Consider the following 26,534-nt stretch of genomic DNA (forward strand, 5'->3'; position numbering starts at 1 on the left):
TAGGGACGAAGCATTGAACTGACTAGATAACGCCAAGCTCTCTTAGACGTTCCATTAGGTATTCGTTTGCTGTGTACTTTTCAGATAGCACTACTTCTGGTTTCGGGTGAAGGAATAGAGGCAAAGAGATACGAGACTTCTCTTGGCGTTCACCTGATGGGTTGATTACACGGTGAGTTGTCGATGGGAAGTAACCACCAGATGCTTCTTGAAGCATGTCACCGATGTTGATGATCATGTTACCGAAGTCACATGGAACATCTAGCCACTCGTCATTTTGAGCTTTAACTTGAAGGCCCGGCTCGCTTGCAGCAGGAAGAACCGTCAGTAAGTTGATGTCTTCGTGTGCCGCAGCGCGGATTGCACCTGGCTCTTCATCACCTTGCATTGGTGGGTAGTGAAGAACACGAAGCAGAGTCTGTTCACTGCCGTTGATCATTTCTGATAACGCAATAGAGAATTTCTCTTGTACTTCTTTAGGAGCATGAGCTTCAACCCAACCTAGCAGCTCTTGAGCAAAAGCATTCGCACGTTGGTAGTAATCTAGAATCTGTTCTTTCAGCTGCTCAGGGATTTGACCCCATGGGTATACGTGAAAGTACTCTTTGATGTCTTTTACAGTGTGGCCCTTAGCAACTTCAGACACTGAAGGTGGAAAATATCCATCTTGTGTTTCAACATTAAAGTGGAAGTTCTCTTTTTCTTCAGAGATGAAGAATTGGTACCAGTTTTCGTAAATTGACTCAACAAGCTCTTTCGGGATTGGGTGGTTCTTAAGAACACCAAAACCAGTTTCACGTAGAGAGCGAACAAATTGTTCTGCTGCGTCGTCAGCAAGGTAATCGACAGTTTCCAGTTTCATGACTTTCTTTCTTGTTATGTAGTAATAGAGCGATTTTAAGGATCGCTTTGTTGTAAATCAAACTTTTGTGAAACTCTCGCAACCGTTTGTCTAGATACTGGGCGATAACGCCGGTTTTCAACAAATATGGTGATTAGAGCACAATTGAACACTGTTCATTATTGTGTAACTATACATGAAACTAATACAGGATCTGATGATGACAATTACGCCACTTGCTCAAAATAGACCATTACTGTCATTGACGACGCTGTATCTGATTGTGTTTCTATTTTCAGCGTTTGCTCCCTCCTCAAGAGCGGTATGGATTGCCGAAATTGTCCCAGCGCTTGCGATATTGGTGGGAATCTGGTGGTTATCAACAAAGCTCACCTTCACTAAGACAGCTTACGTTTTAATGTTTATCTGGCTGATTTTGCATACGATAGGCGCAAAATATACCTTCGCGGAAGTGCCATTTGATTGGTTCAATAACATGATAGGTTCAGAACGGAATAACTTTGACCGTGTCGCGCATTTCTCTATTGGCCTTTATGCTTACCCACTCGCTGAGTACTTGATTCGTAAAAAACTGGCTCAACCGGTGCTGGCATGTTTCTTTGCGTTATTTGCGATCATGAGTGTTGCTGCAGGTTATGAAATCATCGAGTGGTGGTACGCGGAGATTGCAGGTGGTGATGAAGGTATCGCATTCCTTGGTTCACAAGGCGATATTTGGGATGCACAGAAAGATATGCTGTGTGATACGACGGGCGCAATTGTTTCGCTATTACTTCTTAAGCTTCAAGGGCGTGTCAGAGCTTACTGAGCTCAATTCTTTACTCTGAGTATCAAAAGCAACGTTGAAATGCCACACACAAACTGTGCTGTGGCATTTTTAGTTTCAACATTATTTTCTCGTTTATAATGATTGGTCGTTTCATCGTGACGGGTTATTTCATCGTTACCTTGCCACCAACAAACTTGTAGGCTGGCGTACCTCGAACCAAAGTGTCTCGCGCAAATTCAATCCCGCATTCAGGGCACACACATGGTTTTGTCGTGAAATCTTCAACGATACGCTCCTTAAAACATTTCACGAGTGCACCTTTGCCACCTTTCCGATACTTAAAAAGCTGCGTTTTGCATTTGGCACAGAAAATCTGAACCGTCTTGGTCGGTTGTTTCTTGTTTGGTTTAGCCATAGAAGTTAATGATTGAACTCTTTATTTCTTAAGTTTAGGTGCGACAAGAACCAAGCTTATCCCAAGAAGTATAACGGTTGATGAGACTATAAATTGCATAGTGACAGGTTCAGATAACAGTAATACGCCACCAAGTGTCGCGATAACTGGAACAGAAAGCTGTGCAATAGACGCAACCACGGTATTCAGCTTTTTCACCACGTAATACCACAAACTATAACCCACACCAGAAGCCACAGAGCCCGATATAACCGCGTAAATCAAACCTTGTTCAGTGATAGACACTTGCGTTAACGCATTAGGAATCAAAACTAACAAGCTTAGTGCCAAAAGGATAACTAGCGAACTGAATCCAAAGTTAGCGGTGGTCGATTGCAGTGCGTTTGACGATGTCTTTCCTGCCAATGTGTAAATGCCCCACCCAACTCCGGCCAGAGACATCAAGATAATAGAAACTAAATCAGGTGCCTGTGTCGATTCCGTTGGCATTAATAAATAAACAAGCCCTGCTACCGATAACAAACATCCGCCCCATTCAATCAATGACATTCTGTTGCCAGAAAACAAGTGCGCGGCAATCATCGTAAATTGCACCGCGACAAACAACACCAGAGCACCAAGACCTGCGCCAAGCTCTAAGTAAGCAAACGAAAAACCAAACATATACACGAGCAGTGACAATATTGATGTGAGTTGAAACTGTGATTTGAGCTTTGTGTATAGCGATGTGTTACTTGCTAACTCACTTTTAGCTTTAGATTGGGAAGATAAAGCTAATAAAATCAAAAGCGTAAGCGCACCAGATAAGATGCGAACGATCGAAAAGCTCAAAGGATCGATCGTTTGATCCATTAAGGCCCAGCGACACAGAATTGAATTAGCAGCAAATGCCACCAGCGTAATAAATGTAACCATCAGAGTTTGCATCGTTTTTCCTAAATGAGTTATTTGGTCCTAATTGAGTTTTCTTGGATTTCAATCAACGTCAGGCTTCACCCAAACTTGGCTAAAGTCGAACCAACCTAATGCATTACATTTCGCGTTTTGCAACGTACCACATTGATCTTTGTTAACGCCCAACCAACAGTGGAACATCGGAATTAACTGATTGCTTTGCACCAGTTGCTTACCGAGTTGCCTTGCTGGGAATTGGTCGAATTCGCCTGAACGCCAACGATCAATCATATGGCACCATTGATCAAAATCATCTGCGGGACTGGATTCATCGAGGAAACTATAATCCATAAGCCAACATGCCAGTGCGTCGTCTCTGTTATTCGCAATTCCCATGGGGTTAATCCAAATGTCCACATCATCAGCATGCGGTGGATCGGTTTCGTAACCCAAAAGCTCAACATCAACATTATATTGTTTAAGCACAGTAACAATGGCCTTCGCGAGCGTAGGAAACATTGGGTGCTGGCATTGGTAAGCTAACTTTATTGCAGGCTTACTATCGGCTGGTGGACATTCCGGAACCTTTAACTTGATATCGTACCAACCAGGCTTGATGCCATAAGCATGCAAAACGCCCAAATCGATGACGGTCTCTTTTGGGATATGAACAAACAGATCAGCTGCATTCAATGCGTTAGACAAAAACTCCGCCCATGCGGGATCTTGTGCGATACCCTTCTTTCTATTGAGTAGTAAATACGTACAGCCCGGATCAAGTTCAACTTCATCGCTATCACCACGATCTGCCATTACTGGCTTAGAAAGACTTGGGTACACCATTGATGAATAAGCCTCATCGACCACCCAAACTTCAACGCGATCAATCAGCGGCCTAAAACCAAAATATCCGTTGAAAGCCGTTAACACGAGTTGTTTCTCGTCGTTCTTTTCGATGCGGTAAGGCCCTGTTCCAATCGGTCGAATATCGTAGTCTTCACCACGTAAAGTGACCGGTAAAGTGACTTTAGCGACCGATTCCGTTAGTGCGAGCGGAAAATACTTGTCTGGACGTGTGAGGAAAACATCTACAACACAATTTGCAGGTGAAGAGACATCTTTGATATGCGAAAACATGTTGAGAGGTTCAAGGGCAAGAAGTGTATCCACAACATGATTGGTTAACAGAGGTTCCCCGTTATGAAAACGAACACCTGGCCTCAAGAAGAACCGCCATTGATAGTCACTGATCTGCTGCCACGAGTGAGCAAGATCAGGCTGGAGCTGATCGTTTTCATCCAAACGCGTTAAACCACTGAAGACTTGGCAGGCGATGTGTTGCTCTGAACGACGCATAGACTTTGTCGGATTAAGCATGGATAGCGGACGATAATAAGGCAAACGAATGACCTGTTCGCCCTCTTGATATTGCACACCCAAGTAGTTTTGAATGACTTGGGTGAGTTTCGCAGCATTGTGATCAAGCACTGACAGCGCCTGTCCAATTTTGCCTTCCTGTAAGTAGCGTCTCGCTAAGTTCTCGCTCACATCACAACGATTTTGCTTAAAGATAAGTTGAGATAACTTCCCTCGACCCGCTGCCGGTAACCATTCGACCCATCCTTCTTCCTCAAGCTTGTTGAGTACCATTCGGGCATTACGACGGGTACAACAGAGCACATCCGTGATGTCGTCTAACTGAACATCAGAATCTTTACCATCGAAGTATTCAAACAGGGTTTCAAATTGAACGCGAAGTCTTGGGCTGCTCATAAAGAGGAAAACTTATTCAAAGGACATTGAATTCAGTTTCCCTATTTTACGGCCTAAAAGCAATATTACTGGCACAATTTTATTATGGATTATTGAGTATGACATCCTAAGACGTTATTCAATCTGAAGGGCTAAGTGCTTTTACAGCATAGGATTACATCACATCGCAGCCAGTTTCATTAGCGATCTCACGAAGCTGCTGTTCGTCGTCCAATTTTATCGACCATTTACACTCAGAGCCATTGGCTGAAATGACATTTGCCCCTTTTCCGATCAGTTGAATGGCATCAACTTGAGCTTGTAGCGTGACTCTATGTTCACCATCTAAACGAACAACCAGCTCATGTGCCGTTGCGATGACTTTTCCACTTTTAAACGTTATGACCATGGGATTCTCGGGCTACTTCTTTAAATACTAATAACTTCTTCTAAATACAAAAAACTGATGACTTTAAGTCTATTATCGCTTGTGTTTCTTTACAGCGATGGTTAAGCGGCTGGTGCAAACTAAACGTTGACGTTCATCTGTGATATTGATCTGCCATACTTGTGTCGATACACCAAGGTGAATGGGCTCAGCAGTACCGATGACGTTGCCTTCGCGCATTGATCTTACGTGGTTAGCATTGATATCGAGTCCAACGCAATAGTAGCCTTCTGGAACGCAGAAATTTGCAGCCAATGAGCCAAGTGTTTCTGCAAGCACAACTGATGCGCCTCCATGAAGCATGCCAAGTGGTTGATGCGTAAAATGACAAACCGGCATGGTTGCGACCAAGGAGTTATCGTTTACTTCGGTGTAAACAATGTTGAGGTGTTCAATTAAGGTATTTTTTGAGGTCGCGTTGAAGGTATCTAGGTCAACGGGCTTTTTCCAAATACTCATATAGGTTCCTTAATTATTGATCTTGTTATCGCGTGCATAGCTTTTTTCTATATTACCGCTGTTAGTTATCTTACAGCCCTTAGCTATTACGCAAGTTGATGTTAACATGCATAAAAACCGAATACACAGAGGATATTGTATGACGTCATGGATGAAGTTTGCCTCGCTTCTCACACTTGCAGGCCTAACCGCATGTAGCGCTTCTCCGACAGGCAGAAACCAATTGCTGCTTTTTTCAGATAAAGACATGTCTCAGCTCGGAGCACAATCTTTTGAACAAATGAAGAAAGAACAACCCATCAGTAAAGATGCCAACACTAACGCTTATGTACAGTGCGTAGCGAACAGTATTACTCAACACATTCCTAAGCAAGGTTTTAGTGAATGGGAAGTGGTGGTTTTTGATAGCGACCAAGTGAATGCATTCGCCCTACCTGGCGGAAAAATCGGTGTATACACAGGCTTACTTAAGGTTGCAGTTAATCAGGACCAACTCGCGACGGTTATCGGTCACGAAGTGGCACACGTTCTAGCGGACCACAGTAATGAGCGCCTTTCTCAGTCTCAAATCGCTAATACTGGCTTATCTATTACTAACGTCGCGCTAGGTGCATCAGAGTACAAGCAGTATCAAGGTATGACGATGGCCGCGTTAGGTTTAGGCGTTCAATATGGTGTTATTCTGCCGTATGGGCGAACTCAAGAGTCTGAAGCCGATGTTGTTGGCTTAGAGTATATGGCTCAAGCTGGGTTCGATCCAAACCAAAGTGTCAACTTGTGGCAAAACATGGCGAAAGCATCAGGTGGAAATCAGCCGCCAGAATTGCTTTCTACGCACCCTTCCCACAGTACGCGTATTAAAGATCTTCAAGCAACGATAAAGATGCTTCCTCAATCGGGTTCACTAAGACCAAATTGCAAAGCGTAGTCTAAGTTAGAATCGCTTAGTTGGTGTATCTACAAAAATGCCCTATCCATATTGGTTAGGGCATTTTTAGTTTCTTGCTAACTAACAGTTCAAGTGCACTATGCAGCTAAATGAATCCAACAACAGAAACTCACTGGTCAAGTACCAAGAATTTGTAAAGGTAGGCTCAATAGCTGATCACCTGTCGATGCAAAATACCAGATAACACCGATCAAACTGCTCACTAAACCCACATACCAAACGAACGACACGACTTGACCGTATTTGTCTAACGGCAACAAATGACTGTGATGACGCCCTTTCCATTCGAACAGTATTTCAACACTGCCCATGATCAATAAGAAACCAAACAGGGTTAAATTCAATTGATAACTCAATACCACGCCAGCAACAGCTGCCGCGACACACAATACAATGCCAAGCACACTGTTCATCGAGAAACTGATACTTTTAAGAACATGACCGCCATCAAGAGGCAAAATCGGCAGTAGATTGAACAGGTTTAACAAGGCATTAAATACCGCAAGCCCAGCAAAGAACATCTCGCCAGTCGCCCAGTACAACACCATAAATATCAACGACAATATCAAGCCAAACAATGGCCCCATGATCGAGATAACGACATCTTGCCAACGAGTATTAATCTTTTCGTCTGAAAGTGCTAACCCGCCAAGGAACGGGATCAAGTAGATCCCTTTTGTCTTCATTCCAAAGTATTTCATCGCTCTGATATGACCGTACTCATGGAACATTAAACAGGCGATTAAGGCCAGAGCAAACTGAATTGAAAACAACCATGAGTAAGCCGCTAAACTCGCGGAAGCAAGAACGACCTTAATTAGCTTAGCGCTTTTCAGCGCTTTCATGCCAAGCGACACCAACCCAATTAAGCTAAAACGCCTCTCTGGTTTAGGAGCAACAACAGGGGTTTGTTGCTCGATATCTTTGGTATTTCGATTGCCTTCGGTAATAGTTTGGCCATTAACCGATGCTTTATACGTCATCTCAAACGGTTGCCACTGAACGGTCGACTCAACGTGACACTGCAACGTTTCTTCTCCAGCACGTAGTGCAAATTCGTGTGTTCGTGCGTCTTCTTGGTCTGTGGTCGCATCTAATTGAGATACCAGAGTGTTGTCCCAATACAACTGTTGCCACCCTGCCATTGACCCTTCTAATCGAAGTGGTTTACCAAGAAACTCTATCGCGAGTAATTCCAAACTCAAATTCCAATTTAATGACTTCTAACGAGTGTCGATATTATGCCGATTTAGCGATCGGCGGTAAACATAAACAAAGTTGTTACATATTGAGCAATTGAACATTATTTGTACCAACAGCTAACATAAACATTCTGGTCACACCTCCAACCACAAATAAACTATTGATTGTAGTTATATTATTAGTGTTAAAGTGCCGCCCCTCGAAAATATAACCTCACAAAATAGCAACTATTTCTTTGACTTTATATAAAACATGAATTTAACATACTGTTTACATTGAGGCTTCGACACCAAAAATGCTCAGTGTGTTTTCAAACGATAATAATGAAATTCGATGCCCTAGGAGGGTCAAGGATGAAAACAATACAACGCTCTCTCGTTTCACTTTCTGTGCTATTTGCGTGCAATTCACTTGCGGCTGGCTTCCAAGTTGCTGAGCATTCTGCCTCAGGTCTTGGTCGCGCATTCTCAGGTGAAGGCGCTGTAGCCGATAACGCGAGTGTACTAGCGAGAAACCCCGCCGCAATGACCCTATTTGATACAGCCCAATTTTCAGGCGCGGTTTCTATCGTTGATCCCGAGGTAGACGTTACTCAAACCAAAATCAATGACAGCGACTTCAACCAAAAATCATCAGATGTCGCTCCTTTACAAATTGTCCCTGCTGCTTATTACATTAGTCCTATCAACGACAAATGGGCTTGGGGAATTGGCATGTTCACGACTTACGGAGTAGCCACTGATTACCCAGATGATATTTATGCAGGTGATTTGGCAGGTGACACATCACTAATTTCAGTCAACTTAAATCCAAATATCGCGTACAGAGTTAACGATAGTTTTAGTGTAGGAGCTGGCGTTAACTTTGTTTATGCAGAGGCCGAGCTCAACAGACACAAAGGCAGCCTTCCTGTTGGTGGCTCACCAAGTGACAAACTAATCTCGATGACTGGTGAGACTTTTGCTTTTGGTTGGAATGTGGGCGCGTTATATGAACTGAACGAGTACAACCGTTTTGGATTTGGTTACCGATCATCCGTTGAACTCGACTTTGATGACGGTGAGTTCACTGATTACACAGGTCTAAAAATGGAAAACGGCGCTCCTGGTAAAACCACAGGGCACCTAGAAATTGAACTGCCCGATATCTTCGAATTATCTGCTTTTCATCAACTTAACGATGCTTGGGCAATACACTATGGTTGGCAGTTAACTAAGTGGAGTAAGTTCAAAGAGTTAAAAGCCACTAGTTCAGATTGTAAAAACAATGAATGTTTCTTAAAAACCGAACATTACGAAGACAATCAAAGATGGTCTGTAGGTGCAACCTACATGGTTAATCAAAATTGGACGGTACGAGCGGGTCTAGCGTATGACGAGCAAGCTGGTGAAGCGACATTAAGCATTCCAGACAGCGATCGTATGTGGTATTCAGCAGGCCTCACCTATTCTATTTCAGAGAATATGACTGTCGATGCTGCATTTGCACTCGTACAAAGTGAAAGCGGTTCGTTTACCGAAACTGATGCGGCGGGACAAAAGCTTACATTTGATGCTGAAGGCGTTGCTTACCTTTCAGCGATACAACTTAACTACACCTTCAACTAACCGTACGGGAATAATTACATGAACAACAAATTTTCTTTATCTCTCGTATGCTCAGCATTACTACTTGCGGGCTGTGGGGACAATAGTGAAAGCTCTGGTGATTCAACAGCGGCACCTTATTCAGATGCAATCAACCAATCATTAGCTAGAAGTTCAAAAATTAGCTTCACTCTTCTAGGTAATGAAGCGGATGTTCCTCTTCCTTCATTTTTCTTGTTCGATACCAACGATCACACTCTAAATATTCCGTTAGATGCAAATTCAACGGGACTCTTGAATGATCCAAAAGTAGCCATGGGTGAAGCTGATGGTTGGAGTACTATCATGCCGTTCACTATCAATGTGAATCTTCCAAGTGATAGGACGCTGAAGAATGATGTCGTGATGATGGGTACGACACCGTTTAGCGCGCACCTAAATGCCGGTGTAAAAGTTGCTAAAGTGGATGTTGACCTGAGCACCGGTGTCATGTCTAACTTTACTGCTCTAACTGCTGGAGTTGACTACTTAGTGGTATCTAGCGATTTTAAGACCATACAAGTTTTACCTCTTAAAGGTTTAGATCCTAGCTCTGACTACATCTATGCATTAACTGACTCAATTGTTGATAGCGCAGATGAACCACTTGGAACATCAAGCTCTTACGCATCTTTAAAAACGAAAGATATTGACCAAGCAGGCTCGCTCGATTTACCACAGAAAATCATCCATCAAGTTGAAGCGTTGTTCGCTGGCTATGGTTCTGTATCAAGCTCAGATGAAATCATATACTCATCTTGGTTTACTACGGCGTCGGCAGGTAACGTTATGAACGGGACCAAAGCTGCAATTGCACAAACAGTTAGCCCCGCAGTTACCCCGTCTGATATATGGAAGAACCTAGCGAATCCAAATAGTATTTCGGAAGCTGATCTTGATAATCTGTATACATTTACAGTTGATGGAACGAAACAGGATTTTGCTACAGCTGTACAAGCTGACGCGATGTTTAAGAGTGCATTTGGTGACGATGCTGCAACACAATTAGCTGCGGGTTATAACACTAACTTTTCAACACCAGCAGCAGCTTCTATTCAAGTGTATCGAGGAACAGTTGAATTACCGTACTTCCTGTCAGATTCGTTAACTAACAATGCGTGGAAAACAACGCCTTGGCGCAGTGCGATGCCTAGTGTTTTAACTATCTTGAATGTACTCAGCTCAGGAAGTGACTCGGACAAAACAGCTATTGCTACACAGCTGGCAGGTTTAGGGATCACAGAGCCTGCTACTCAACTCTATCAAGCAGAGTACCAACAATTACTCATTGGAGAAAAGTTAACTCTTGCAAGCGGAGAGCAATTGGATAGCGCTAGAGTTATGACGAAATACAGCGCTGTACCGCAAATTCGAGCAGCAAAGTCAGTGCCATTCGTTATGTTTGTACCTGAAGGAGCAGCTATCGACAGCAGTTTACCAATTTTACAGTACCAACACGGTATCACTAGCATCAAAGAGAGTGCTTATGCTTTTGCGATGCAGCATATTGGCGGCGCACTTACTGGAGCAGCACCATACAAACCCTATGCAATTATTGCTATAGACCAACCACTTCACGGTCAACGCGCACTAAGTGCAGATGTTGTTACGACACCAACAACACCTACTGTATACATGAATCTTGAGTATTTACCTGTTGCACGAGATAACATCCGTCAGAGCGCCATTGATGGTCTTGGAGTTCGTTTTGCGTTAAATTCTGCTACTGATGCAGCATTTAGTAACCTCGACAAAACGAATGTGTCTCTATTTGGGCATTCTATCGGGGCGATTACAGGTATCAGCTCTTATACCGTTGGTAACAGTTCGTTGAACCCTGCTATTGATTCTATGTTTAGTTATACAAGTGCAACACTTGCTAACCCAGGTGGTGGCATTGCACCTTTCTTGCTTAAGTCAGGCTCGTTTTCTCCTGAGATTAAGCACACCGTGAGCCTATCAAGTGTAACCGAGTACCAAGCACATTATGTAAGTAACTGTGTGCCAGTCAGTAAGTCAGGTGGTGATTGCTTTAATGAATACTACACAGCCCTAAGTAATGATAGTGCTTCAGCCTCAGACAAAGCAGTCAAAGCGACAATCGATTCGACCCTTACTTCATTCACTTATGCTGCGCAAACAGTTCTAGATAACGTTGACCCATATAATATTGCATCTACAACTACGGGACCTGTGCTTGGTATTCAAGCGAATGGTGACGAAACGATACCAAACTCGGTCGCTGAGTTTCCAACAGCAGGTACCGAACCCCTGTTTAAAAAGTTATCCTTGGTTAATACTGCACTGGACTCTTCGGGAGACAAGCTGGCTTCGTATTTTGACAAAGCATCTTCAGAAGCAGACCACTCCACTGTAATTTCTCAGCAAAATGCTGGTGATGCAGCAGCCAACGCAGAAATGACCTCACAAATTGTACAATTTACCTTGTCGCAAGGTACTGGCATTGCAACCGTAACCGCTGGCTTGTTAGATGCGAGTAAGTAAGCGCATGAGCAAAATTTAATTTAACCAAATGCCAGCCTAACCGCTGGCATTTTTGTATCTGTCGTTCGAACAAGTCCCCTAGTTAACCGTTTGCATAAAACTTTAAAACACAAATGGTTGATCTCAGCTGAAATTAATCAAGACAGAATACCGTACGACCTCTTTCTTTATTGTAAATAAAGTGGATAATAGCCCCGTAATTTAATACCTAATAAATGTGAGTCCATTATGTCTTCTGAAGCTACTATGCTAGAACGCTGCCAATCTAAATGTGAACTATGTGGTTCTGATTCTTCTCTTACTGCATACGCAGTGCCGCCACACAGCCACGTAACAGTGGATCACGGCATCATGGTATGTGACAAATGTCTTGGTGAGATTGACGACCCTAAAGATATCAACCACTGGCGTTGTCTGACTGACAGCATGTGGAGTCAAGAAGCGCCAGTTCAAGTAACTGCATGGCGTCAACTTACTCGTCTGAACACAGAAAGCTGGGCTCAAGACGCGCTAGACATGATGTACCTTGAAGAAGAAACGTCAGTTTGGGCACAAATCGGTATGTCTGCTGATGACAAACCTCTTGACGTGAACGGAGTTGAACTTAAGAAAGGTGACGACGTAACAGTAATCAAAGACCTGCCAATCAAAGGTACTAACCAAGTGATTAAGCAAGGTACTGTTATCCGTGGTATCAGCGTTGGTGACGATCCTAAGCTTGTTTCTGGTAAAACAAACGGCGGTCAATCAATGTACGTAATCGCTGAGTTCTGCCGCAAGAAGTAATTCTTCTTTAAGCTGAACAAAATCTAAAAAGGCGCTAATGAATAATTAGCGCCTTTTTAATATCTCAAATTTTCACGGCTTAAGACTATGAATAAGTTGCTCACGGTACTCCTTAATGACAGACACCAAAGAGCCTTTGATACCACTGACTTGTTTTGAGTGCGGGCACCACAATGCAAATCCAAATTTGAATCCTTCCACCATTTGCGCAGAGTGAATGGGCTCTATTGAATGTTTTGAAAATTCAGAGGCGGTAAAAAATGCCTTAGGAAGAAGTGCCCACCCAAAACCCTCTTCAAGCATTTTGATCATTAGCGAAAGCTGATCAATCTCTTCATAGTCAGAGCTCACGATAATCTTTTCAGACATACCTTCGTCAATCAGAGACTTCAATACGAACTGTTTAGAGTTCCTTAGTGCGACTAATACTTCGTCTTTATCGATATGTGAGAGTTCTCCCCCTTTCTGTCCGAATGGGTAGAACTCAAAATGCCCAAGGAAAGTAGAATCAAAACTATGCATCGCCCGGCTATTGTGAGCATTCACAAGTCCAAAGTGATATTCCCCACTTTGTATTCCTTGTTTAATTTCGTTCTTATTCCTAACCAGAAAGTTCACTCGCATCATTGGGAAATCGTGCTTGAGTCGTTTACGTATATCGACCAACACACGTTGAGGAACGAAACTAGAATACGCGATTGTTATTTTCTCTAACCCACCATAAGAAAGGCTCAACGCCACCTTATCAAAAGTACGTGCTTGCTCAATCGTCTGTTTTGCGTAGTGATAAAGGAGGTGCCCGTCCTCTGTTGGTTCAACAGAGCGCCCGACTCTTTCAAAAAGATTCACCGCCAGATGATCTTCCAAGTTTGTAATCACCTGACCCACGGTCGTTCTGTGTTTATTGAGCTTTATCGCGGCTTTACTGAACGAAAGCTGTTCATAGACAGTCACAAACGCGAGAAGTTGTTCAATACTAAAATTCATGTTGATGTGCTTCGTTTCTTAATAATTCATTGAATTCAGAGTAAGAGATAGCAATTACTCTTTTACCCGTTTACAACCTTACTCTCTAGTATATACCTAAATTTACTTACTTTTGATGGATCTGGTCCTCTATATACGATTATTAACATTGAACTACTTCCGTTATCGTTACCTTCTCAAAACGATAGAGACAAACCCATGAACACAATGCCGCATGAACTCGTGTGGGGTGAAATCTATTTCCCTCCTTTATTATTGGTTATCGCGTTAGCTTATGTATTGACGATACTGACTGGCTCAATCGCAACAAAACTTGGGCTACATAAATATATCGCTTTTCCTGCAATTGCCGAATTAAGCCTAATCGTGATTTTCGTCGGCGTTATCGGCCAATTCATTACCATTTTCTGAGGCACTAACCTTGATTAAACGTTATCTCATCACGCTACTACTGGTCGTTGCTGCAAGCTCTGTGGTTTATAGCTATTACCAATCTTATTCGAGTACCCCCTGGACTAGAGATGGTCAAGTCAGCGCTTACATAGTTTCAATTACTCCCCGAGTTACAGGGCAAGTGACTAAAGTCCATATTGAGGACAACTCACAGGTGGCTAAAGGCGACTTACTGTTTGAGATCGACCCAAGCATTTATCAAGCGGCCTACAATAAAGCGTTGGCGGCACAGAAACAGGCTCGCGCGCTCTTAGCAAAAGCTAAAAACGAAGAGCAACGCGCGTTGAACTTAGAAAAGAGAACGCCTGGCGCAATGCCAGTGCTGACGTTGAATAACCTGAATAATGCAGTTGAGACAAACGCCGCTAACGTTGCACTAGCAAAAGCCAACGTTGAAGAAGCGCATTTAAATCTTGAATACACCAAAGTGTACGCGCCAACAAACGGTTACATCACGAACTTAAACCTACGAGAAGGCTCTCAAGTGGTCGCCAATACACCGGTAGTTGCGTTGATCGATGAAGACAGTTTCTGGATCGAAGGCTATTTCAAAGAAACTGATCTGGTTAATGTTAGCCCTAACGACAAAGCGCTTGTCACTCTTATGATGCACAACAATATTCAATTGGAAGGCCATATCAAAAGCATTAGCTTTGGCATTGCGACACAAGATGGCAGTACTGGTAATGACCTTCTTCCCAACGTGAACCCAAATTTTCAATGGATTCGCCTCGCTCAGCGTATACCAATTAAAGTAGTACTTGATAACGTGCCTGAAGACTTGCAACTTCGTGTCGGCATGACAGCTTCAATCAAAATAATCAAATAGTTGGATGGCATTTATGTTCAGTGCATCGACCAAAGAAGCAATTAAGGCTTCTCTCGCGATTGTTATCTCTATCTGCCTTGCGTTGTGGTTTCAGTGGGAAAAACCCTATTGGGCGGCAATTGCGGTTGCTGTCATGGCATTGAACGAGAGTTTTGCCCATTCAATAAACAAAGGCCATAACCGATTAATGGGAACCTTGTTAGGGACGGGTTATGCCTTTTTCTTGATTGCGATGTTTTCTCAGGACCGCTTTCTGTTTCTGATGTTTTTCACCTTATTTCTCGGTACGTGCATCTTCATGTCGAGTGATGAAAAATACGGTTATGTCTTTTCTATAGGCTTTGCTGTCTGCTCCATCATCTCTTGTATGGGGGGATTCGATAACCAAATTACATTCTATTTTGCAGTTCTACGAATACAAGAAACTTTGCTAGGCGTTATCACTTTCTCGATTGTTTATCGTCTAATCTGGCCGGTAAGCACTGAACAAAACTTCGTACAACGATTTGAAACAAGCAGAGAAACGCTGATAACAGCAATGAGCGATACCAATAACCTTGATATAGAAGCCTTAGAGTCCAATACCGCTAATATTAAAAAGCTTTATCAGCTGTTGGATTTACCGCTCACTGGCAGTTATCACCTAAAGCAAAATATCCAAGCGTGGCGCTTACGTGTCCGTGAAATGGCTCATATTCAAGATCGTCTGCTTGTACTCGCCTCGGATGAACTTACTCAACCTATTGATTGGCCAATTCTCACAGAAAAACTGGAAAAACTAGAGTTAATGGCGCCACACTTGTCATTGATTGATGATGTGCCGTTTGTGAAGAGTGAGAAGAAAAACGTTTCTTGGCACCATGAGCACCGTACCTTTGTTCAACACCTGGATGAAGATGGGAGAAAAGTCTTACAAGGAGTCTCGATGTTCGTAACGTCGCTACTGGTTTGGATATATCTACCTGTGCCGGGCGGTTTTATTTTTCCGATGATTGCAGGCGTATTTTCTTCCATGTTACCGACGATGCCACCAAGTGTTATCAAAGATGCGTTTTTCGGGGTGATAGGCACTGGTACCGTTATTTTACTTCAATACATCTTTATCATGCCGATGATGACTGAGTTGTGGCAATTAGCACTGTTCTATTTCATTAATAGCATGGTGATATGGAAAGTGTTCGCAACGCCTAAACTGATGGTGCACCGAATACTTGGCATTAACCTGCTGGTCGTACTGACGTCTGGCGCGCTTAATCTAACACCGGTTTATCAGATTCAAACACCATTACTGATGTTAACCACACTGCTCATCATTTTGATGATCGGCAAACTATTTACTGACCTCTTTAGAGTCAAGAGTGTCGTTTAATCTCGTTATGCGGATTCGTTAAACTTAGGGCTAAAAATAAAAAAGGCGCAATTAAGCGCCTTTAGAAATTCTATTGCTTACTGACTCATATAGCTTGCTGACTCAATATCAGTTGTTTCTCAGCCACACATCTTGGTTTTTAGGTGCTTTCTTCTTTTTCTTCTTGCCTGTGCCAGCCGGTGGCGCAACGGGTTTTAGTGCAGCAACAAGTTCAGCGGTTGCCTCTTCATCCACTTCAAAACCTTCAATTTGCTCACGCTCAAGACGGATTTTGTTCTTCTTCTCAATGATTGTGAAGTGATGGTAATCTTCGTGGTCGATCAAAGATAGCGCTAGACCAACCTCACCCGCACGACCACTTCGGCCAATACGGTGCATGTAGTCTGATGGGCTACGCGGTAGGTCAAAGTTGATTACTACTGGTAGCTTTTCGATATCCAGACCACGTGCCGCGATGTCTGTCGCGATAAGAACGTCAATCTCGCCAGATTTAAAATCTTCAAGAATACGAGTACGTGAACCCTGCCCTTTATCGCCGTGGAATACTTCTGCGATGATACCGCGCTTGTAAAGCTTGTCTGCAAGGTGCTCACAGCTGTTTTTCGCGTTTACGAAGATAAGAGCCTGGCGCCATTCGTGCTGTTGAATCAGGTGCGCTAACAATGCTGTCTTACGACCTTTTTCTACTTCGAATACACGCTGAACCAATGTGCTCGCATTAGCACTTTGAAGTTGAACTTCAATTGGATCATTCAGTAGTTCGTGAGTCAGCGTTTTAACTTGCTCGGGGAAAGTCGCAGAGAACAACAAGGTTTGTTTTTTGCTTGGCAGAAGTTTCAAGATCGCGTCTAGTTCTTCTGTAAAACCAAGGCTTAACATTCGGTCAGCTTCATCAAGCACTAACGTTTTTACTTTATCTAGCTTGATAGCGTTGCTTGAGATCAGATCCAGCAAACGACCCGGTGTTGCCACCAAGATATCAGTGCCGCCACGTAGCGCTTGCATCTGAGTGTTTACCGATACACCACCAAATACACAAACCGTTTTGATCGCACCATTGAAGTGTACTGCGTAAGACTTAACGCTGTCAGCCACTTGCTTAGCAAGTTCACGTGTAGGCACCAAGATAAGACCAGACACAAAGTTACCTTTGCCTGCTCTGCGGTCTAAAGGCGCATCTTCATGGATTTGTTGTAACAGCGGCAGTGCAAATGCTGCAGTTTTACCTGAACCCGTATTTGCACCTGCAATTAGGTCGCGTCCTGCTAACACACTTGGAATAACTTGCGCTTGGATAGGCGTTGGCTGTTGGTATTCAAGCTCGGTAAGACGAGCCATCAAAGGAGAGATTAAGCCAAGATCAGAGAAGTTGGTTGGTGTTGTGGTGTTAGTCATTAATTGCAGGAACTCAAAGCTAAAATAATAGCGCGCTATATTAACGTATTTCAGCCGTATTACGTAACTAAATCGCCCCTTTCTCCCGCGTTTCAGCGATTAAGCCCCTCTAAAACACATCCAGATATCAAGTTATCGCAAATTTAGTTAAGCCACCCCGCTACCGTTTGCTCTGACGTGTACGAGTTGAGCTCAGTTAACCACACGGCTACAGCATCTGGCGTGGCGACTAAAGGAGAGAAATCGATATTGAATTGCCAATCAGACTCACCACGTTGATAGCCGTCGTAAACCACGACAAAATCGTGCTTAAGTTTCTTACCTCTGTTCTCGCCCGCTTTAACGCTGGTGACTTCGTTCATCGCCAACAAGGCAATATGAGCGACATAATCCCCTTTGCCTTCGTAACTCACGTTGAACGTATCGCCTTTATGGTTCACTGTTAATTTGGGATTAGTTTGTTGTTGGAGCGAAGGCAACGTTCTGTCTAGCCAATTAAAGTAACCACGCCACTCTTTTCCATCGACAACAAAGCCCGGTGTATAAACGCCACTTGTTACCCCATAAGCTTTGTATAAACGCTGCTTCTGACTGAATGCCTTGCTGGCGAACTTGTCTCCCCAGCCTAAGTAGTCCCAGTAGTCCACGTGATAGGCAAGCGGTATGACCTCGGTCCAAAGTTTTGGATGATCTGCAAAAGTACTGAGGTACGTGTCAGCAGGCGGGCAACTAGAACAACCTTCAGAGGTAAACAGCTCAATAACCTGAGCAGGCTGGCCTTCGTTACTCCACGTTTGTGCAAACGACACAGAGGAATAGGCGCCGATCGGTAAGGCAAGTAAACAAAGTTTAATCAATGATGAATTGCGTGTGGCGTGTGACATACCGAGATCCTTGTACAAAGCGAATTTACTGGCGCTCAAATAAAGACCGTTATGCCTAAGTATTTCTTTCAGGTGATGAGTTTATTTCAGGTGCTGGGTTTATTTCAGATGCACAGCTTGTTTCAGATACAAAAACGCCAGCTTTAGAAGCTGGCGTTTTTTAAATTCTATATTTACATGTTAACGCTGAGATTAACGGTTGATACCGATATCGCGTTGCATGTGACCAGATAGGTCGCTTGCGTAGTAACTACGTGGAGAGTTGTCTACGAAAAGAATATCGAAAATGTGTGCAATCAATCCTTTGATGTTAACCGAGTAGGTCTTCTTATCCATAGAGTTAGGAACAGCGATAGTATTCATTTGCATTGCTTGAGCCATGATTGCCTCTCTATAAATTTGTTTATGTGGTTCGTTCTGATGACAAGAATAATAGGTGATCTTTTACAGGTTAAAAAATGACTAAAATTAGAAATTCAGATTAGTTTTTCTAATAAAACAATCCATTAACAACACCTCGAAATACATATTCACGCTTGATGAGTAAAAATTCACAACAGTGCCTAAATCATGCATTTAGTACAAATAACGCTCAAACAACAGTGGCCAATGTCACAAAAAATTTACATAAATAAATTTCAAGCTTCATTGACCACCTAATCCTTATCGAGTTTTCGATAAGTTATTTTTGTTTTAATTTACTTGTTCAATGTCTGGCTTCTTCGCATAAATCGACGCGATAACCGCAATCGTCATAGTAGAAATCAGAACAGCTAGCGACCAATACGTTGGGATAGCCCACTCACTGTCAACCAATAGCATTTTCACACCAATGAACACCATGATGAATGCCAGTGCAGGCTTCAAGTAGATGAACTTATCCATCATGCCTTGCAGAACAAAGTACAAAGAACGAAGGCCAAGCAATGCAAATACGTTTGCAGCCAGTACTAAGAATGGCTCTCGCGTAACGGCGAAAATTGCAGGAATAGAATCCAGTGCAAACATCACATCCATAACCGCAATGGCACCGATGACCAACATCATTGGAGTGAATGCCCATTTAGCACCCTGTTTAACCATTAATGCAGGGCCATGGAAATCCTCTGTTACCGGCATCACTTTACGAAGTAGCTTTTCAGGCAGTGTATTCACACTCTCTTCTTCGCCCTTGTCTAATGCCAGCTTAATACCCGTACCAATCAAGAACGCAGCGAACACGTAAAGTACCCAGTGGTATTCCGCCAATAGCTGTGCGCCTAGTGCGATCATAATTGCACGAAGCACCAATGCACCAATTACCCCCCAAAGAAGCGCACGAGGTCTTAGATGCTCAGGAACTTGGTATTGAGCAAAGATCATCGCGAAAACAAACAAGTTGTCTACGCTCAATGATTTTTCTAGCAAGTAACCGGTAATAAATGACACGGTTGCTTTTTGGGCTGTGTATTCACTATTCGGCGCATAGATGTCCCAAAAAAGGTAAATGGAACCAGCAAATAAAAACGCGAGCACAAACCAGAAAACGCTCCAAATTGCCGCTTTCTTGATGGTTACACTACCACCACGAGTCTGATAGATATCAATAGAGACGAGAATGACTGTCAGCAGGAAAAAGCCCGCATAAGTCGTCATGATTGGCGATGAAAAAAAGGGTTCACTATTTGTAGATAATAGAGATTGAGTTGAGTTCATTATTCCTCCGGGCGGAAGAACTGTACAAAGACCTTCCGCAAACAAAACTATCAAGTTCCACGACGGATCTTGATTGTGATTGCGTTGGTCTCGTTGAAGTGAAATATGGGATTTCACCTTTACATACCGGATAGACTCTTGGCCTAACGAGATGACGATATGTAAACTTGCGCTAACTACTCCCCAAACGCGTGGATAATATTCCTCTATCTTTGTTTCGTCTAGAAAAATTTTCGGAAATAAATAAAAAAGGAGCAAAACGCTCCTCATTTATTTCTATAGACTTGTCAAAACGACATTCGTATTGATTCTGAGAATACTACTGAGAGGATTAACCCCTAATACCGTTACTCATGATACAAATCCGTTACTCAATGATACAAATAACGAACGAGTCTTGTACGCGCTTTGTCTTACAGTTAACTTAAAGGCACGCTACGTTATAAACCTGCAGCGGGTACCAAGTACACTAACGCGGACCAAACCGATACCCAACCAACCACTGCTACCGCATCTAACCAATCTTTCTTATCCATGCTTATCTCCACAAGAAGGCGACTTGCAGGAATAAAGCATAAACAATGCCAAATTTATAAATAGGCAAAACTAATAATACTAATCACAAGTATTATCTATGGCTATCTAAAACACTCCAAACAATTCAGCGGCTCGTTGTGTTGCAGCGACTCTGGGTGGTCTTGTAGAAACTCGATGAAACAGTCTGCCATCGAGTCGGTCGTGACCATGCCATCACCTATCATATCCAAGACGGCGTTATAGCCCTCTTTTCCTTTCATGGTATAGGCTGACGACGCGCCTCGGTAAATTCGGTAGCGAGACACTGGCTGCCAACCGGATGTTTCAGAGTGTATTTCTAGATGATGAATACGATGTCCTAAGGGTGCTTCTTTGTGATAACAAAATCTCAAGTTATGAGTATAAGGAAAGCTGCCAGAACCCGTACCTACCACACCATTATCCAGCGCGTTGTTAATTGCCCCTTCTAACATGCCTGCGATCGTTTCACCTTTTACGTCATACACACCAATAGGTACGGCAAACGGTAGTAGTTTTCCGGCAATATCGGCAACGGAGACGTCTCCGCTATTGAGTGAGTTTCTCACCCCACCAGAATTGTGGATCGCAAATTCTACGCCGTGTCCTTTTTTGTTCATCAGATATTGAAACGACTGGGCAACCAAAGGCGCAAGTTGACTAGGCCCTTGTTCGTCAGGGATACGAACATGGCGGAGTTTTGTGCCAGCATGAGCGATAACTTGTTGTTGAAGCTTTCGAACTCTCGGCTGATATTTATCCGTCAGAATGCTTTGCAGTTCAGGATCTTTTTTACATACCGCGATATTCGAGTGGTTGTTTAAAAACTCACACGCCATATCGTGAGCATCGCCTTGCCCTACTTCACTTAATTTGGCGTCTATAAACAATCGACGTCCCAACAGCAGTTCATTCTTGCCATTAAAGTGTGTCACTTTGCCTGCAGAATCGAACTCAATTTCACAGTGTCCGAGGCTCATTGCGTGGAAACCGGCTTGTACAACATAGGTGTCGCCAATTTTTACGCCGTAGTCATCGTCTTTCACTAAGCCGATATCTGAGAAATCACCTTGTAAGCGATGACTATGACCACCAACAATGACGCCAATACCTGTTACGTTGGCTGCTAACTCTAAATCAGCTTCGTAACCAAGATGGCTAAGTAACACAATCTTGTTGATACCAGCTTTATGAATCTGCTCAATGGTCGCTTTTGCTGTTTCTAAAGCATTTTCAAATGGTGTATCGATATCTGGATTGGCAATGCCTGCCATTTTGTCGATGCTTAAGCCGAATATTGCAACCTTCTCGCCATCAAACTCTTTCGTTATAAAAGAAGCACTTCGCGTTTCAGTCAGATAAGGCTTAACAATTTCGTTGTCCGCTAAGGTATGAGTTTTATTGATATCCTCATTCGATAGATTCCAGTTACCGGCCAACAGTGGGAATTTGATTCTTTTAGCGAAAATCGCAACGGGCTCATTACCCATGTCTAGCTCGTGATTGCCGAGCGTCATGGCATCTATATTAAGGGCATTCAACAAATCGGCGTTGGCTTTTCCCTTGAATAAAGAAAAGTACAAAGTGCCCTGGAAGCAGTCACCAGCATGCAGGAACAGGGTTCCAACCTTCTGACGCTGGGCATCTTGTTCTATTTGTTTGAAGCGTGTTGAAATTCGAGCAAAGCCACCAGTACTGACATAAGGTTCAATGATGTGGTTGTTCATTTTAAGTGATAGCTGTAACGAGGTTGGTTCAAAGTATGAGTGGGTGTCGTTGATGTGTGCCAACACTATTTTTGTCGGCTTATTCTTTTTAGTCATATTTTCTTCTCTCTTTGTCCCTTCATACTAGGTCGAGAATCATGACAGAATCGTGAATTTTATGAAACTGCACTGCAAAAAAATTCTCGAGATAGATCAAAAATCCCATTTTGATCCGTATAAATAAACAACGGGTTTTGTGACAGGTGAACATACCGGATTGGTATTTTTCGATTATGATTAAAGATATCTGTTAGCTTTCAAACAATTAGCAGAGCCTTCCGTTAGGAGTAAGCCTATGCAACTAGAAAGAATCGAGATTTCTGGCTTTCGAGGCATCAAGCGCATGTCACTCGCGTTTGACGAGCTAACCACGCTGATTGGTGAAAATACTTGGGGTAAGTCTTCTTTACTTGATGCTTTGTCCGTCGTTCTTCCCTCAGACGGTGTCCCATATCACTTCGAAATGACTGATTTTCATGTCGATTACTCGGTTTCACATCCACAGTCTCAACATCTTCAAATTGTTCTCGCATTAAAAGCCAATGACAAGAGCGAACTCAACGCTGGTCGTTATCGCAAGCTTAAACCTATATGGGTTCAAGATGAGTTTGGCGTCTGTCGAATCTATTACCGAATCAGTGCCACATTAGAACAATATGAAACGACCACAAACTACGCATTTTTAGGTTTAGACGGTAATCCGCTCAAACTTCATCATTCAGAAAAGCTCGCTCAAGAATTAATGACCTTACATCCTGTGATCCGTTTACGAGACGCAAGGCACTTTGATCGCCCTTTCAACGGAAATTCACTCAACCACAATGCTCACCTGCCGTCTAATGTTCACGCTAATAACGGTCACGCTAACAATGCAAACGGAAATGGGAACAACAATCCAAATAACGGGCATGGGAACGGACATAATCACACAACCAATGGTCATGGCACGAATGGAAACGCCAGCAACGGCAATGGCAATGGCCGTCAGGCAAGAATAGAAAAGCGCATCGACAACACCTGCCGCCGCCTTATGGCGATACCCGGACATGTTAATAAAGGTGAAATGCGCAGTAGTCTTGAGTCAATGCAAAGCTTAATAGAACACTATTTCTCATTTAAGAGTGTCTCACGTAAGAATCCGAGAAAACCGCGTGACGGGCTACTGTACTCAGCTGGAGCGAACGACAAGAGCATTCATCAATTGGTCGAGGAGACCAAGAATAAACAAACTCGGCTGTTATTCATGGGGTTACTTAACGCTTATCTACAGGCCAAAGGGCCGACAGACTTAAGACGATGTGCGCGCCCTCTTTTGATCCTTGAAGATCCAGAGGGTCGACTGCACCCAACGCACCTAGCAAGGGCTTGGAGCTTGATGCAGAAATTACCGATGCAAAAAATCCTTACCACCAACAGTGGCGATCTACTTGCTGCTGTACCACTTCAATCGATTCGTCGTTTGGTGCGTCAGTCCGATAAAACCATCGCTAACCAACTCAACATGAACCACTTTAGCAAAGATGAGCTTCGTCGAATTGGTTTTCATATTCGTTTCCATCGTTCAGGTGCTCTGTATGCTCGCTGTTGGTTATTGGTAGAAGGTGAGACTGAAGTCTGGTTGTTTAACGAGTTAGCCAACCAATGTGGGTATAACCTTGCTGCGGAAGGCGTTCAGATTATCGAGTTCGCTCAATCAGGGCTAAAAGCGCTGATTAAAGTCGCGCAAGAGTTTGGCATCGATTGGCATGTCGTCACCGATGGTGATGCAGCTGGTAAAAAATATGCGGCAACAGTCCTATCTAAACTTGGGAACGATCAAGAGCGACATCGCCTCACAGAACTGCCTGACAGAGACATCGAGCACTACTTGTATATGAATGGGTTTGAGAATTTTTTCAGAGACATGGTTAAGATTCCTTACGATCACCCTATCCCAGCGAAAAAAGTCGTAGCTAAAGTTCTTAAGAAACACGCAAAACCAGATCTGGCTTTAGCGATTGTGTCTCATTGTGAGAATCAAGGACAAGACTGTATTCCCTTGTTATTAAGGTGGACGCTAAAACGTGTCATCACCATGGCAAACGGGAACACCTAAGCGCTTTAATTAATTGATAGATGCTATTGGTTCTTCTGCAGATGATTTTTTTAACTGATGGGCCTAACCAAAACCAAAAAAGGCACACCAGATGGTGTGCCTGTATAAATCGATATACAAATTAATTGGGGGTTATCTTGCAAGAGTTCACAGTAACTAGAGCATCATTGCTTAACGTATTCGTTACGCCTTTGCTTGCTTAGCGTGTTGTTCAACAACTTCCGAAGATTGAGTCGATTTCTCGTGAAGCCATAGCCCCGTTGCTTTCATCAAGTATCCAAATACACCACCAAGCAGTAAAGATGGTACTACAAGTTGCCAATCGCCACCTGCAGCAAACGTCGCACAGCAACCAATAAAGGTTCCCGGGATATAACCGAGCCACGCTTGTTTTGCTTGAATACACATAAAGAAAGCCACAATAGCAGTAATCATGTAGCCTAAAATCTCTAACCCTGCGAAGGTTGAGCTTTCGATAATCACCATTGCCCAGAATACGCCTGTCATGTTGGTCAATAAGCTTCCTGCTAGTCCTTTAACACCGCCTGTTGGCGAAGCAAAGTAGCTGGTGCAGCCTAGGAAACCTGCCCATGACAATAAGCCGAAAGAGATAGCTATCCATCCCCAAAGACCTGACAAAATACCTGTTGTTAATGAAATCGCGACTAATGTACTCATACTATTTCTAAAGCCTAATTACGTCATTGAACGCAACCGGATTTAGCCTCACTTAAAATCAAGTAAGCATACTATGGTAAGAACGCCTTCATTTAGACGATCGTGATCACATTAATAATGTACGCGAATGTGCATTTATCACCAGATAGAGACCGAAATCGCTTATTCAACACAATCGGTTATCAGCATTCTATCAATTTATCGTTACAGAACTGAACGTTTGCCTTTCATCATGCGCTTGCCTTCACGTTTGATACACTCAGCAAGTGGGTTCTCTGCCATGTCAGCTCGCCAAATAAAGGACAAGGTTCTTTCCATTTCAAGCTCAGGAACATTCAACGTCACCAGTTGGCCTGACTCAACAAACTGTTCGACATCTAGATAAGGTAAACACGTTAAATATGGGCCGTTTGCTACCAAACTTCTTAAAACAGGAACGTGTTCATACTCTCGCCAAACATCGAGATCACCAATTAAATGGTGAATAGAGCTATCAAAAACTTTGCGAGTACCCGAGCCGTGTTCGCGTAATACCCACTTCGCTTGCTCTAACTGTGCCAAACTCACTCGTTCACGCTTCGCAAACGGGTGATGAGCCGAAGCAACCACCGTTAAATGGTCAGTACACCATACTTCTTGGTGAACTCGATTGTCATCACAACGACCTTCGATAACGCCCAGATCGTATTGATAATCCAATACACCATCAATGACAGCATCGGTACTTTGTACGCCGAGCGAGATTCGCATCTCAGGAAAGTCGTTATCAATAATACTGATGAGATCCGGAACGAGGTGTTCCGCTGGAGTTTGGCTAGCACCTAATTTGAGTTCGCCACTCAACAAATGCTGCTCATAGAAGCCCATCTCAATTTGCTGTGCGTCTTGCAGTAAACGCTTCGCTTTTGGTCTTAACCACATGCCCCAATGAGTCAGGGCCATTTGCTTTCCCTGCCTTTCAAACAAAGGTCTGCCGAGCATTTTTTCCAACTGTGCAAGAGACATACTTGTCGCCGACTGAGTCAACGCCAATTTGTCTGCTGCCTGACTAACGCTCCCGGAGTCTGCTACTGCATCAAATACCGCGAGTTGCTTTAATGAATAACGCAAAATTCATCCTTAATGCTTTTAATTATTTGTGTCCTGATGCTCATTTTTTAT

General features: G+C 43.2%; 24 protein-coding genes. 9 read left to right on the plus strand and 15 right to left on the minus strand.

Going from position 1 to position 26,534, the window contains the following annotated elements; translation table 11 throughout:
- Positions 1 to 22: 22 nt before the first annotated feature.
- Entirely contained in the window at positions 23 to 862 is an 840-nt protein-coding gene (locus tag BCU34_RS20445) for an isopenicillin N synthase family dioxygenase (protein ID WP_017060073.1), read from the minus strand.
- 199 nt (positions 863 to 1,061) lie between these two features.
- Here BCU34_RS20445 and BCU34_RS20450 point away from each other — a divergent pair, with 199 nt between their 5' ends.
- Complete coding sequence (locus tag BCU34_RS20450) at positions 1,062 to 1,670, plus strand: DUF2238 domain-containing protein (protein WP_017069655.1); 609 nt, start codon at positions 1,062 to 1,064, stop codon at positions 1,668 to 1,670.
- A gap of 124 nt (positions 1,671 to 1,794) precedes the next feature.
- Here the strand turns inward: BCU34_RS20450 and BCU34_RS20455 are convergent, their stop codons facing one another.
- The 5 genes from BCU34_RS20455 to BCU34_RS20475 form a co-directional block, all read right to left on the minus strand.
- Positions 1,795 to 2,046 carry a hypothetical protein gene (locus tag BCU34_RS20455; protein ID WP_017060071.1) on the minus strand — a complete coding sequence of 84 codons (252 nt, stop codon included), beginning with the start codon at positions 2,044 to 2,046 and terminating at the stop codon, positions 1,795 to 1,797.
- Positions 2,047 to 2,067: 21 nt separating this feature from the next.
- On the minus strand, positions 2,068 to 2,973 hold the full coding sequence (locus BCU34_RS20460; protein WP_102478748.1) for a DMT family transporter: 906 nt from the start codon (positions 2,971 to 2,973) through the stop codon (positions 2,068 to 2,070).
- 48 nt (positions 2,974 to 3,021) lie between these two features.
- Positions 3,022 to 4,713, minus strand: coding sequence for an SgrR family transcriptional regulator (locus tag BCU34_RS20465; protein ID WP_102478749.1), 1,692 nt, complete (start codon positions 4,711 to 4,713; stop codon positions 3,022 to 3,024).
- 154 nt (positions 4,714 to 4,867) lie between these two features.
- Positions 4,868 to 5,101, minus strand: coding sequence for a DUF3389 domain-containing protein (locus tag BCU34_RS20470; RefSeq protein ID WP_065675335.1), 234 nt, complete (start codon positions 5,099 to 5,101; stop codon positions 4,868 to 4,870).
- Positions 5,102 to 5,173: 72 nt separating this feature from the next.
- On the minus strand, positions 5,174 to 5,599 hold the full coding sequence (locus tag BCU34_RS20475; RefSeq protein ID WP_048660192.1) for a hotdog fold thioesterase: 426 nt from the start codon (positions 5,597 to 5,599) through the stop codon (positions 5,174 to 5,176).
- 139 nt (positions 5,600 to 5,738) lie between these two features.
- On the opposite strand from BCU34_RS20475, the gene BCU34_RS20480 reads away from it, so the two are divergent.
- Entirely contained in the window at positions 5,739 to 6,527 is a 789-nt protein-coding gene (locus BCU34_RS20480; RefSeq protein WP_102478750.1) for a M48 family metallopeptidase, read from the plus strand.
- A 137-nt stretch (positions 6,528 to 6,664) separates the two neighbouring features.
- On the opposite strand, the gene BCU34_RS20485 is transcribed toward BCU34_RS20480, so the two are convergent.
- Positions 6,665 to 7,747 carry a site-2 protease family protein gene (locus tag BCU34_RS20485; RefSeq protein ID WP_102478751.1) on the minus strand — a complete coding sequence of 361 codons (1,083 nt, stop codon included), beginning with the start codon at positions 7,745 to 7,747 and terminating at the stop codon, positions 6,665 to 6,667.
- A 357-nt stretch (positions 7,748 to 8,104) separates the two neighbouring features.
- On the opposite strand from BCU34_RS20485, the gene BCU34_RS20490 reads away from it, so the two are divergent.
- The 3 genes from BCU34_RS20490 to BCU34_RS20500 all read left to right on the plus strand — a co-directional run bounded on the left by BCU34_RS20490 (position 8,105) and on the right by BCU34_RS20500 (position 12,667).
- Positions 8,105 to 9,358 (plus strand): outer membrane protein transport protein, encoded by a 1,254-nt coding sequence (locus BCU34_RS20490; RefSeq protein ID WP_102479729.1) that lies wholly within the window; start codon positions 8,105 to 8,107, stop codon positions 9,356 to 9,358.
- An 18-nt stretch (positions 9,359 to 9,376) separates the two neighbouring features.
- Entirely contained in the window at positions 9,377 to 11,881 is a 2,505-nt protein-coding gene (locus BCU34_RS20495) for a VolA/Pla-1 family phospholipase (protein ID WP_102479730.1), read from the plus strand.
- 228 nt (positions 11,882 to 12,109) lie between these two features.
- Positions 12,110 to 12,667 carry a PhnA domain-containing protein gene (locus tag BCU34_RS20500; RefSeq protein WP_017060062.1) on the plus strand — a complete coding sequence of 186 codons (558 nt, stop codon included), beginning with the start codon at positions 12,110 to 12,112 and terminating at the stop codon, positions 12,665 to 12,667.
- A 72-nt stretch (positions 12,668 to 12,739) separates the two neighbouring features.
- Here the strand turns inward: BCU34_RS20500 and BCU34_RS20505 are convergent, their stop codons facing one another.
- A complete protein-coding gene (locus BCU34_RS20505; RefSeq protein WP_048661999.1) occupies positions 12,740 to 13,654 on the minus strand; it encodes a LysR family transcriptional regulator in 915 nt (304 codons plus the stop codon).
- A gap of 198 nt (positions 13,655 to 13,852) precedes the next feature.
- Here BCU34_RS20505 and BCU34_RS20510 point away from each other — a divergent pair, with 198 nt between their 5' ends.
- Genes BCU34_RS20510 through BCU34_RS20520 form a run of 3 tightly spaced genes read left to right on the plus strand, consistent with a single transcriptional unit; the run spans position 13,853 to position 16,305 of the window.
- Positions 13,853 to 14,065, plus strand: coding sequence for a DUF1656 domain-containing protein (locus BCU34_RS20510; RefSeq protein WP_050620770.1), 213 nt, complete (start codon positions 13,853 to 13,855; stop codon positions 14,063 to 14,065).
- 10 nt (positions 14,066 to 14,075) lie between these two features.
- Positions 14,076 to 14,936: an HlyD family secretion protein gene (locus BCU34_RS20515; RefSeq protein ID WP_102479731.1), complete on the plus strand. Its 861-nt coding sequence runs from the start codon at positions 14,076 to 14,078 to the stop codon at positions 14,934 to 14,936.
- A 13-nt stretch (positions 14,937 to 14,949) separates the two neighbouring features.
- Positions 14,950 to 16,305, plus strand: coding sequence for an FUSC family protein (locus BCU34_RS20520; protein ID WP_102479732.1), 1,356 nt, complete (start codon positions 14,950 to 14,952; stop codon positions 16,303 to 16,305).
- Positions 16,306 to 16,413: 108 nt separating this feature from the next.
- On the opposite strand, the gene BCU34_RS20525 is transcribed toward BCU34_RS20520, so the two are convergent.
- The 5 genes from BCU34_RS20525 to BCU34_RS20545 all read right to left on the minus strand — a co-directional run bounded on the left by BCU34_RS20525 (position 16,414) and on the right by BCU34_RS20545 (position 22,657).
- Complete coding sequence (locus BCU34_RS20525; RefSeq protein ID WP_004730920.1) at positions 16,414 to 17,700, minus strand: DEAD/DEAH box helicase; 1,287 nt, start codon at positions 17,698 to 17,700, stop codon at positions 16,414 to 16,416.
- Positions 17,701 to 17,843: 143 nt separating this feature from the next.
- A complete protein-coding gene (locus BCU34_RS20530; protein ID WP_102479733.1) occupies positions 17,844 to 18,584 on the minus strand; it encodes a DUF1223 domain-containing protein in 741 nt (246 codons plus the stop codon).
- Between the two features lie 192 nt (positions 18,585 to 18,776).
- Positions 18,777 to 18,965 carry a hypothetical protein gene (locus tag BCU34_RS20535; protein ID WP_017079198.1) on the minus strand — a complete coding sequence of 63 codons (189 nt, stop codon included), beginning with the start codon at positions 18,963 to 18,965 and terminating at the stop codon, positions 18,777 to 18,779.
- A gap of 312 nt (positions 18,966 to 19,277) precedes the next feature.
- Positions 19,278 to 20,279, minus strand: coding sequence for a TerC/Alx family metal homeostasis membrane protein (locus BCU34_RS20540; RefSeq protein ID WP_102479351.1), 1,002 nt, complete (start codon positions 20,277 to 20,279; stop codon positions 19,278 to 19,280).
- A 638-nt stretch (positions 20,280 to 20,917) separates the two neighbouring features.
- On the minus strand, positions 20,918 to 22,657 hold the full coding sequence (locus BCU34_RS20545; protein WP_102479350.1) for a bifunctional metallophosphatase/5'-nucleotidase: 1,740 nt from the start codon (positions 22,655 to 22,657) through the stop codon (positions 20,918 to 20,920).
- 238 nt (positions 22,658 to 22,895) lie between these two features.
- Here BCU34_RS20545 and BCU34_RS20550 point away from each other — a divergent pair, with 238 nt between their 5' ends.
- Positions 22,896 to 24,695, plus strand: coding sequence for an ATP-dependent endonuclease (locus tag BCU34_RS20550; protein ID WP_102479349.1), 1,800 nt, complete (start codon positions 22,896 to 22,898; stop codon positions 24,693 to 24,695).
- A gap of 183 nt (positions 24,696 to 24,878) precedes the next feature.
- On the opposite strand, the gene BCU34_RS20555 is transcribed toward BCU34_RS20550, so the two are convergent.
- The gene (locus tag BCU34_RS20555; RefSeq protein WP_017059817.1) at positions 24,879 to 25,373 is read right to left on the minus strand and encodes a DUF1097 domain-containing protein; all 495 of its coding nucleotides are present in this window, start codon (positions 25,371 to 25,373) and stop codon (positions 24,879 to 24,881) included.
- 204 nt (positions 25,374 to 25,577) lie between these two features.
- Positions 25,578 to 26,483 (minus strand): LysR substrate-binding domain-containing protein, encoded by a 906-nt coding sequence (locus BCU34_RS20560; RefSeq protein WP_010429535.1) that lies wholly within the window; start codon positions 26,481 to 26,483, stop codon positions 25,578 to 25,580.
- Positions 26,484 to 26,534: the final 51 nt, after the last annotated feature.

Source organism: Vibrio sp. 10N.286.45.E10 (assembly GCF_002874195.2).
Classification (GTDB): domain Bacteria; phylum Pseudomonadota; class Gammaproteobacteria; order Enterobacterales; family Vibrionaceae; genus Vibrio; species Vibrio crassostreae.

Bases quoted from the DNA above. Each gene is read 5' to 3' on its own strand.
- BCU34_RS20445 (WP_017060073.1), bottom strand. From the start codon at position 862: ATGAAACTGGAAACTGTCGATTACCTTGCTGACGACGCAGCAGAACAA.
- BCU34_RS20450 (WP_017069655.1), top strand. From the start codon at position 1,062: ATGACAATTACGCCACTTGCTCAAAATAGACCATTACTGTCATTGACG.
- BCU34_RS20455 (WP_017060071.1), bottom strand. From the start codon at position 2,046: ATGGCTAAACCAAACAAGAAACAACCGACCAAGACGGTTCAGATTTTC.
- BCU34_RS20460 (WP_102478748.1), bottom strand. From the start codon at position 2,973: ATGCAAACTCTGATGGTTACATTTATTACGCTGGTGGCATTTGCTGCT.
- BCU34_RS20465 (WP_102478749.1), bottom strand. From the start codon at position 4,713: ATGAGCAGCCCAAGACTTCGCGTTCAATTTGAAACCCTGTTTGAATAC.
- BCU34_RS20470 (WP_065675335.1), bottom strand. From the start codon at position 5,101: ATGGTCATAACGTTTAAAAGTGGAAAAGTCATCGCAACGGCACATGAG.
- BCU34_RS20475 (WP_048660192.1), bottom strand. From the start codon at position 5,599: ATGAGTATTTGGAAAAAGCCCGTTGACCTAGATACCTTCAACGCGACC.
- BCU34_RS20480 (WP_102478750.1), top strand. From the start codon at position 5,739: ATGACGTCATGGATGAAGTTTGCCTCGCTTCTCACACTTGCAGGCCTA.
- BCU34_RS20490 (WP_102479729.1), top strand. From the start codon at position 8,105: ATGAAAACAATACAACGCTCTCTCGTTTCACTTTCTGTGCTATTTGCG.
- BCU34_RS20495 (WP_102479730.1), top strand. From the start codon at position 9,377: ATGAACAACAAATTTTCTTTATCTCTCGTATGCTCAGCATTACTACTT.
- BCU34_RS20500 (WP_017060062.1), top strand. From the start codon at position 12,110: ATGTCTTCTGAAGCTACTATGCTAGAACGCTGCCAATCTAAATGTGAA.
- BCU34_RS20505 (WP_048661999.1), bottom strand. From the start codon at position 13,654: ATGAATTTTAGTATTGAACAACTTCTCGCGTTTGTGACTGTCTATGAA.
- BCU34_RS20510 (WP_050620770.1), top strand. From the start codon at position 13,853: ATGAACACAATGCCGCATGAACTCGTGTGGGGTGAAATCTATTTCCCT.
- BCU34_RS20520 (WP_102479732.1), top strand. From the start codon at position 14,950: ATGTTCAGTGCATCGACCAAAGAAGCAATTAAGGCTTCTCTCGCGATT.
- BCU34_RS20525 (WP_004730920.1), bottom strand. From the start codon at position 17,700: ATGACTAACACCACAACACCAACCAACTTCTCTGATCTTGGCTTAATC.
- BCU34_RS20530 (WP_102479733.1), bottom strand. From the start codon at position 18,584: ATGTCACACGCCACACGCAATTCATCATTGATTAAACTTTGTTTACTT.
- BCU34_RS20535 (WP_017079198.1), bottom strand. From the start codon at position 18,965: ATGGCTCAAGCAATGCAAATGAATACTATCGCTGTTCCTAACTCTATG.
- BCU34_RS20540 (WP_102479351.1), bottom strand. From the start codon at position 20,279: ATGAACTCAACTCAATCTCTATTATCTACAAATAGTGAACCCTTTTTT.
- BCU34_RS20545 (WP_102479350.1), bottom strand. From the start codon at position 22,657: ATGACTAAAAAGAATAAGCCGACAAAAATAGTGTTGGCACACATCAAC.
- BCU34_RS20550 (WP_102479349.1), top strand. From the start codon at position 22,896: ATGCAACTAGAAAGAATCGAGATTTCTGGCTTTCGAGGCATCAAGCGC.
- BCU34_RS20555 (WP_017059817.1), bottom strand. From the start codon at position 25,373: ATGAGTACATTAGTCGCGATTTCATTAACAACAGGTATTTTGTCAGGT.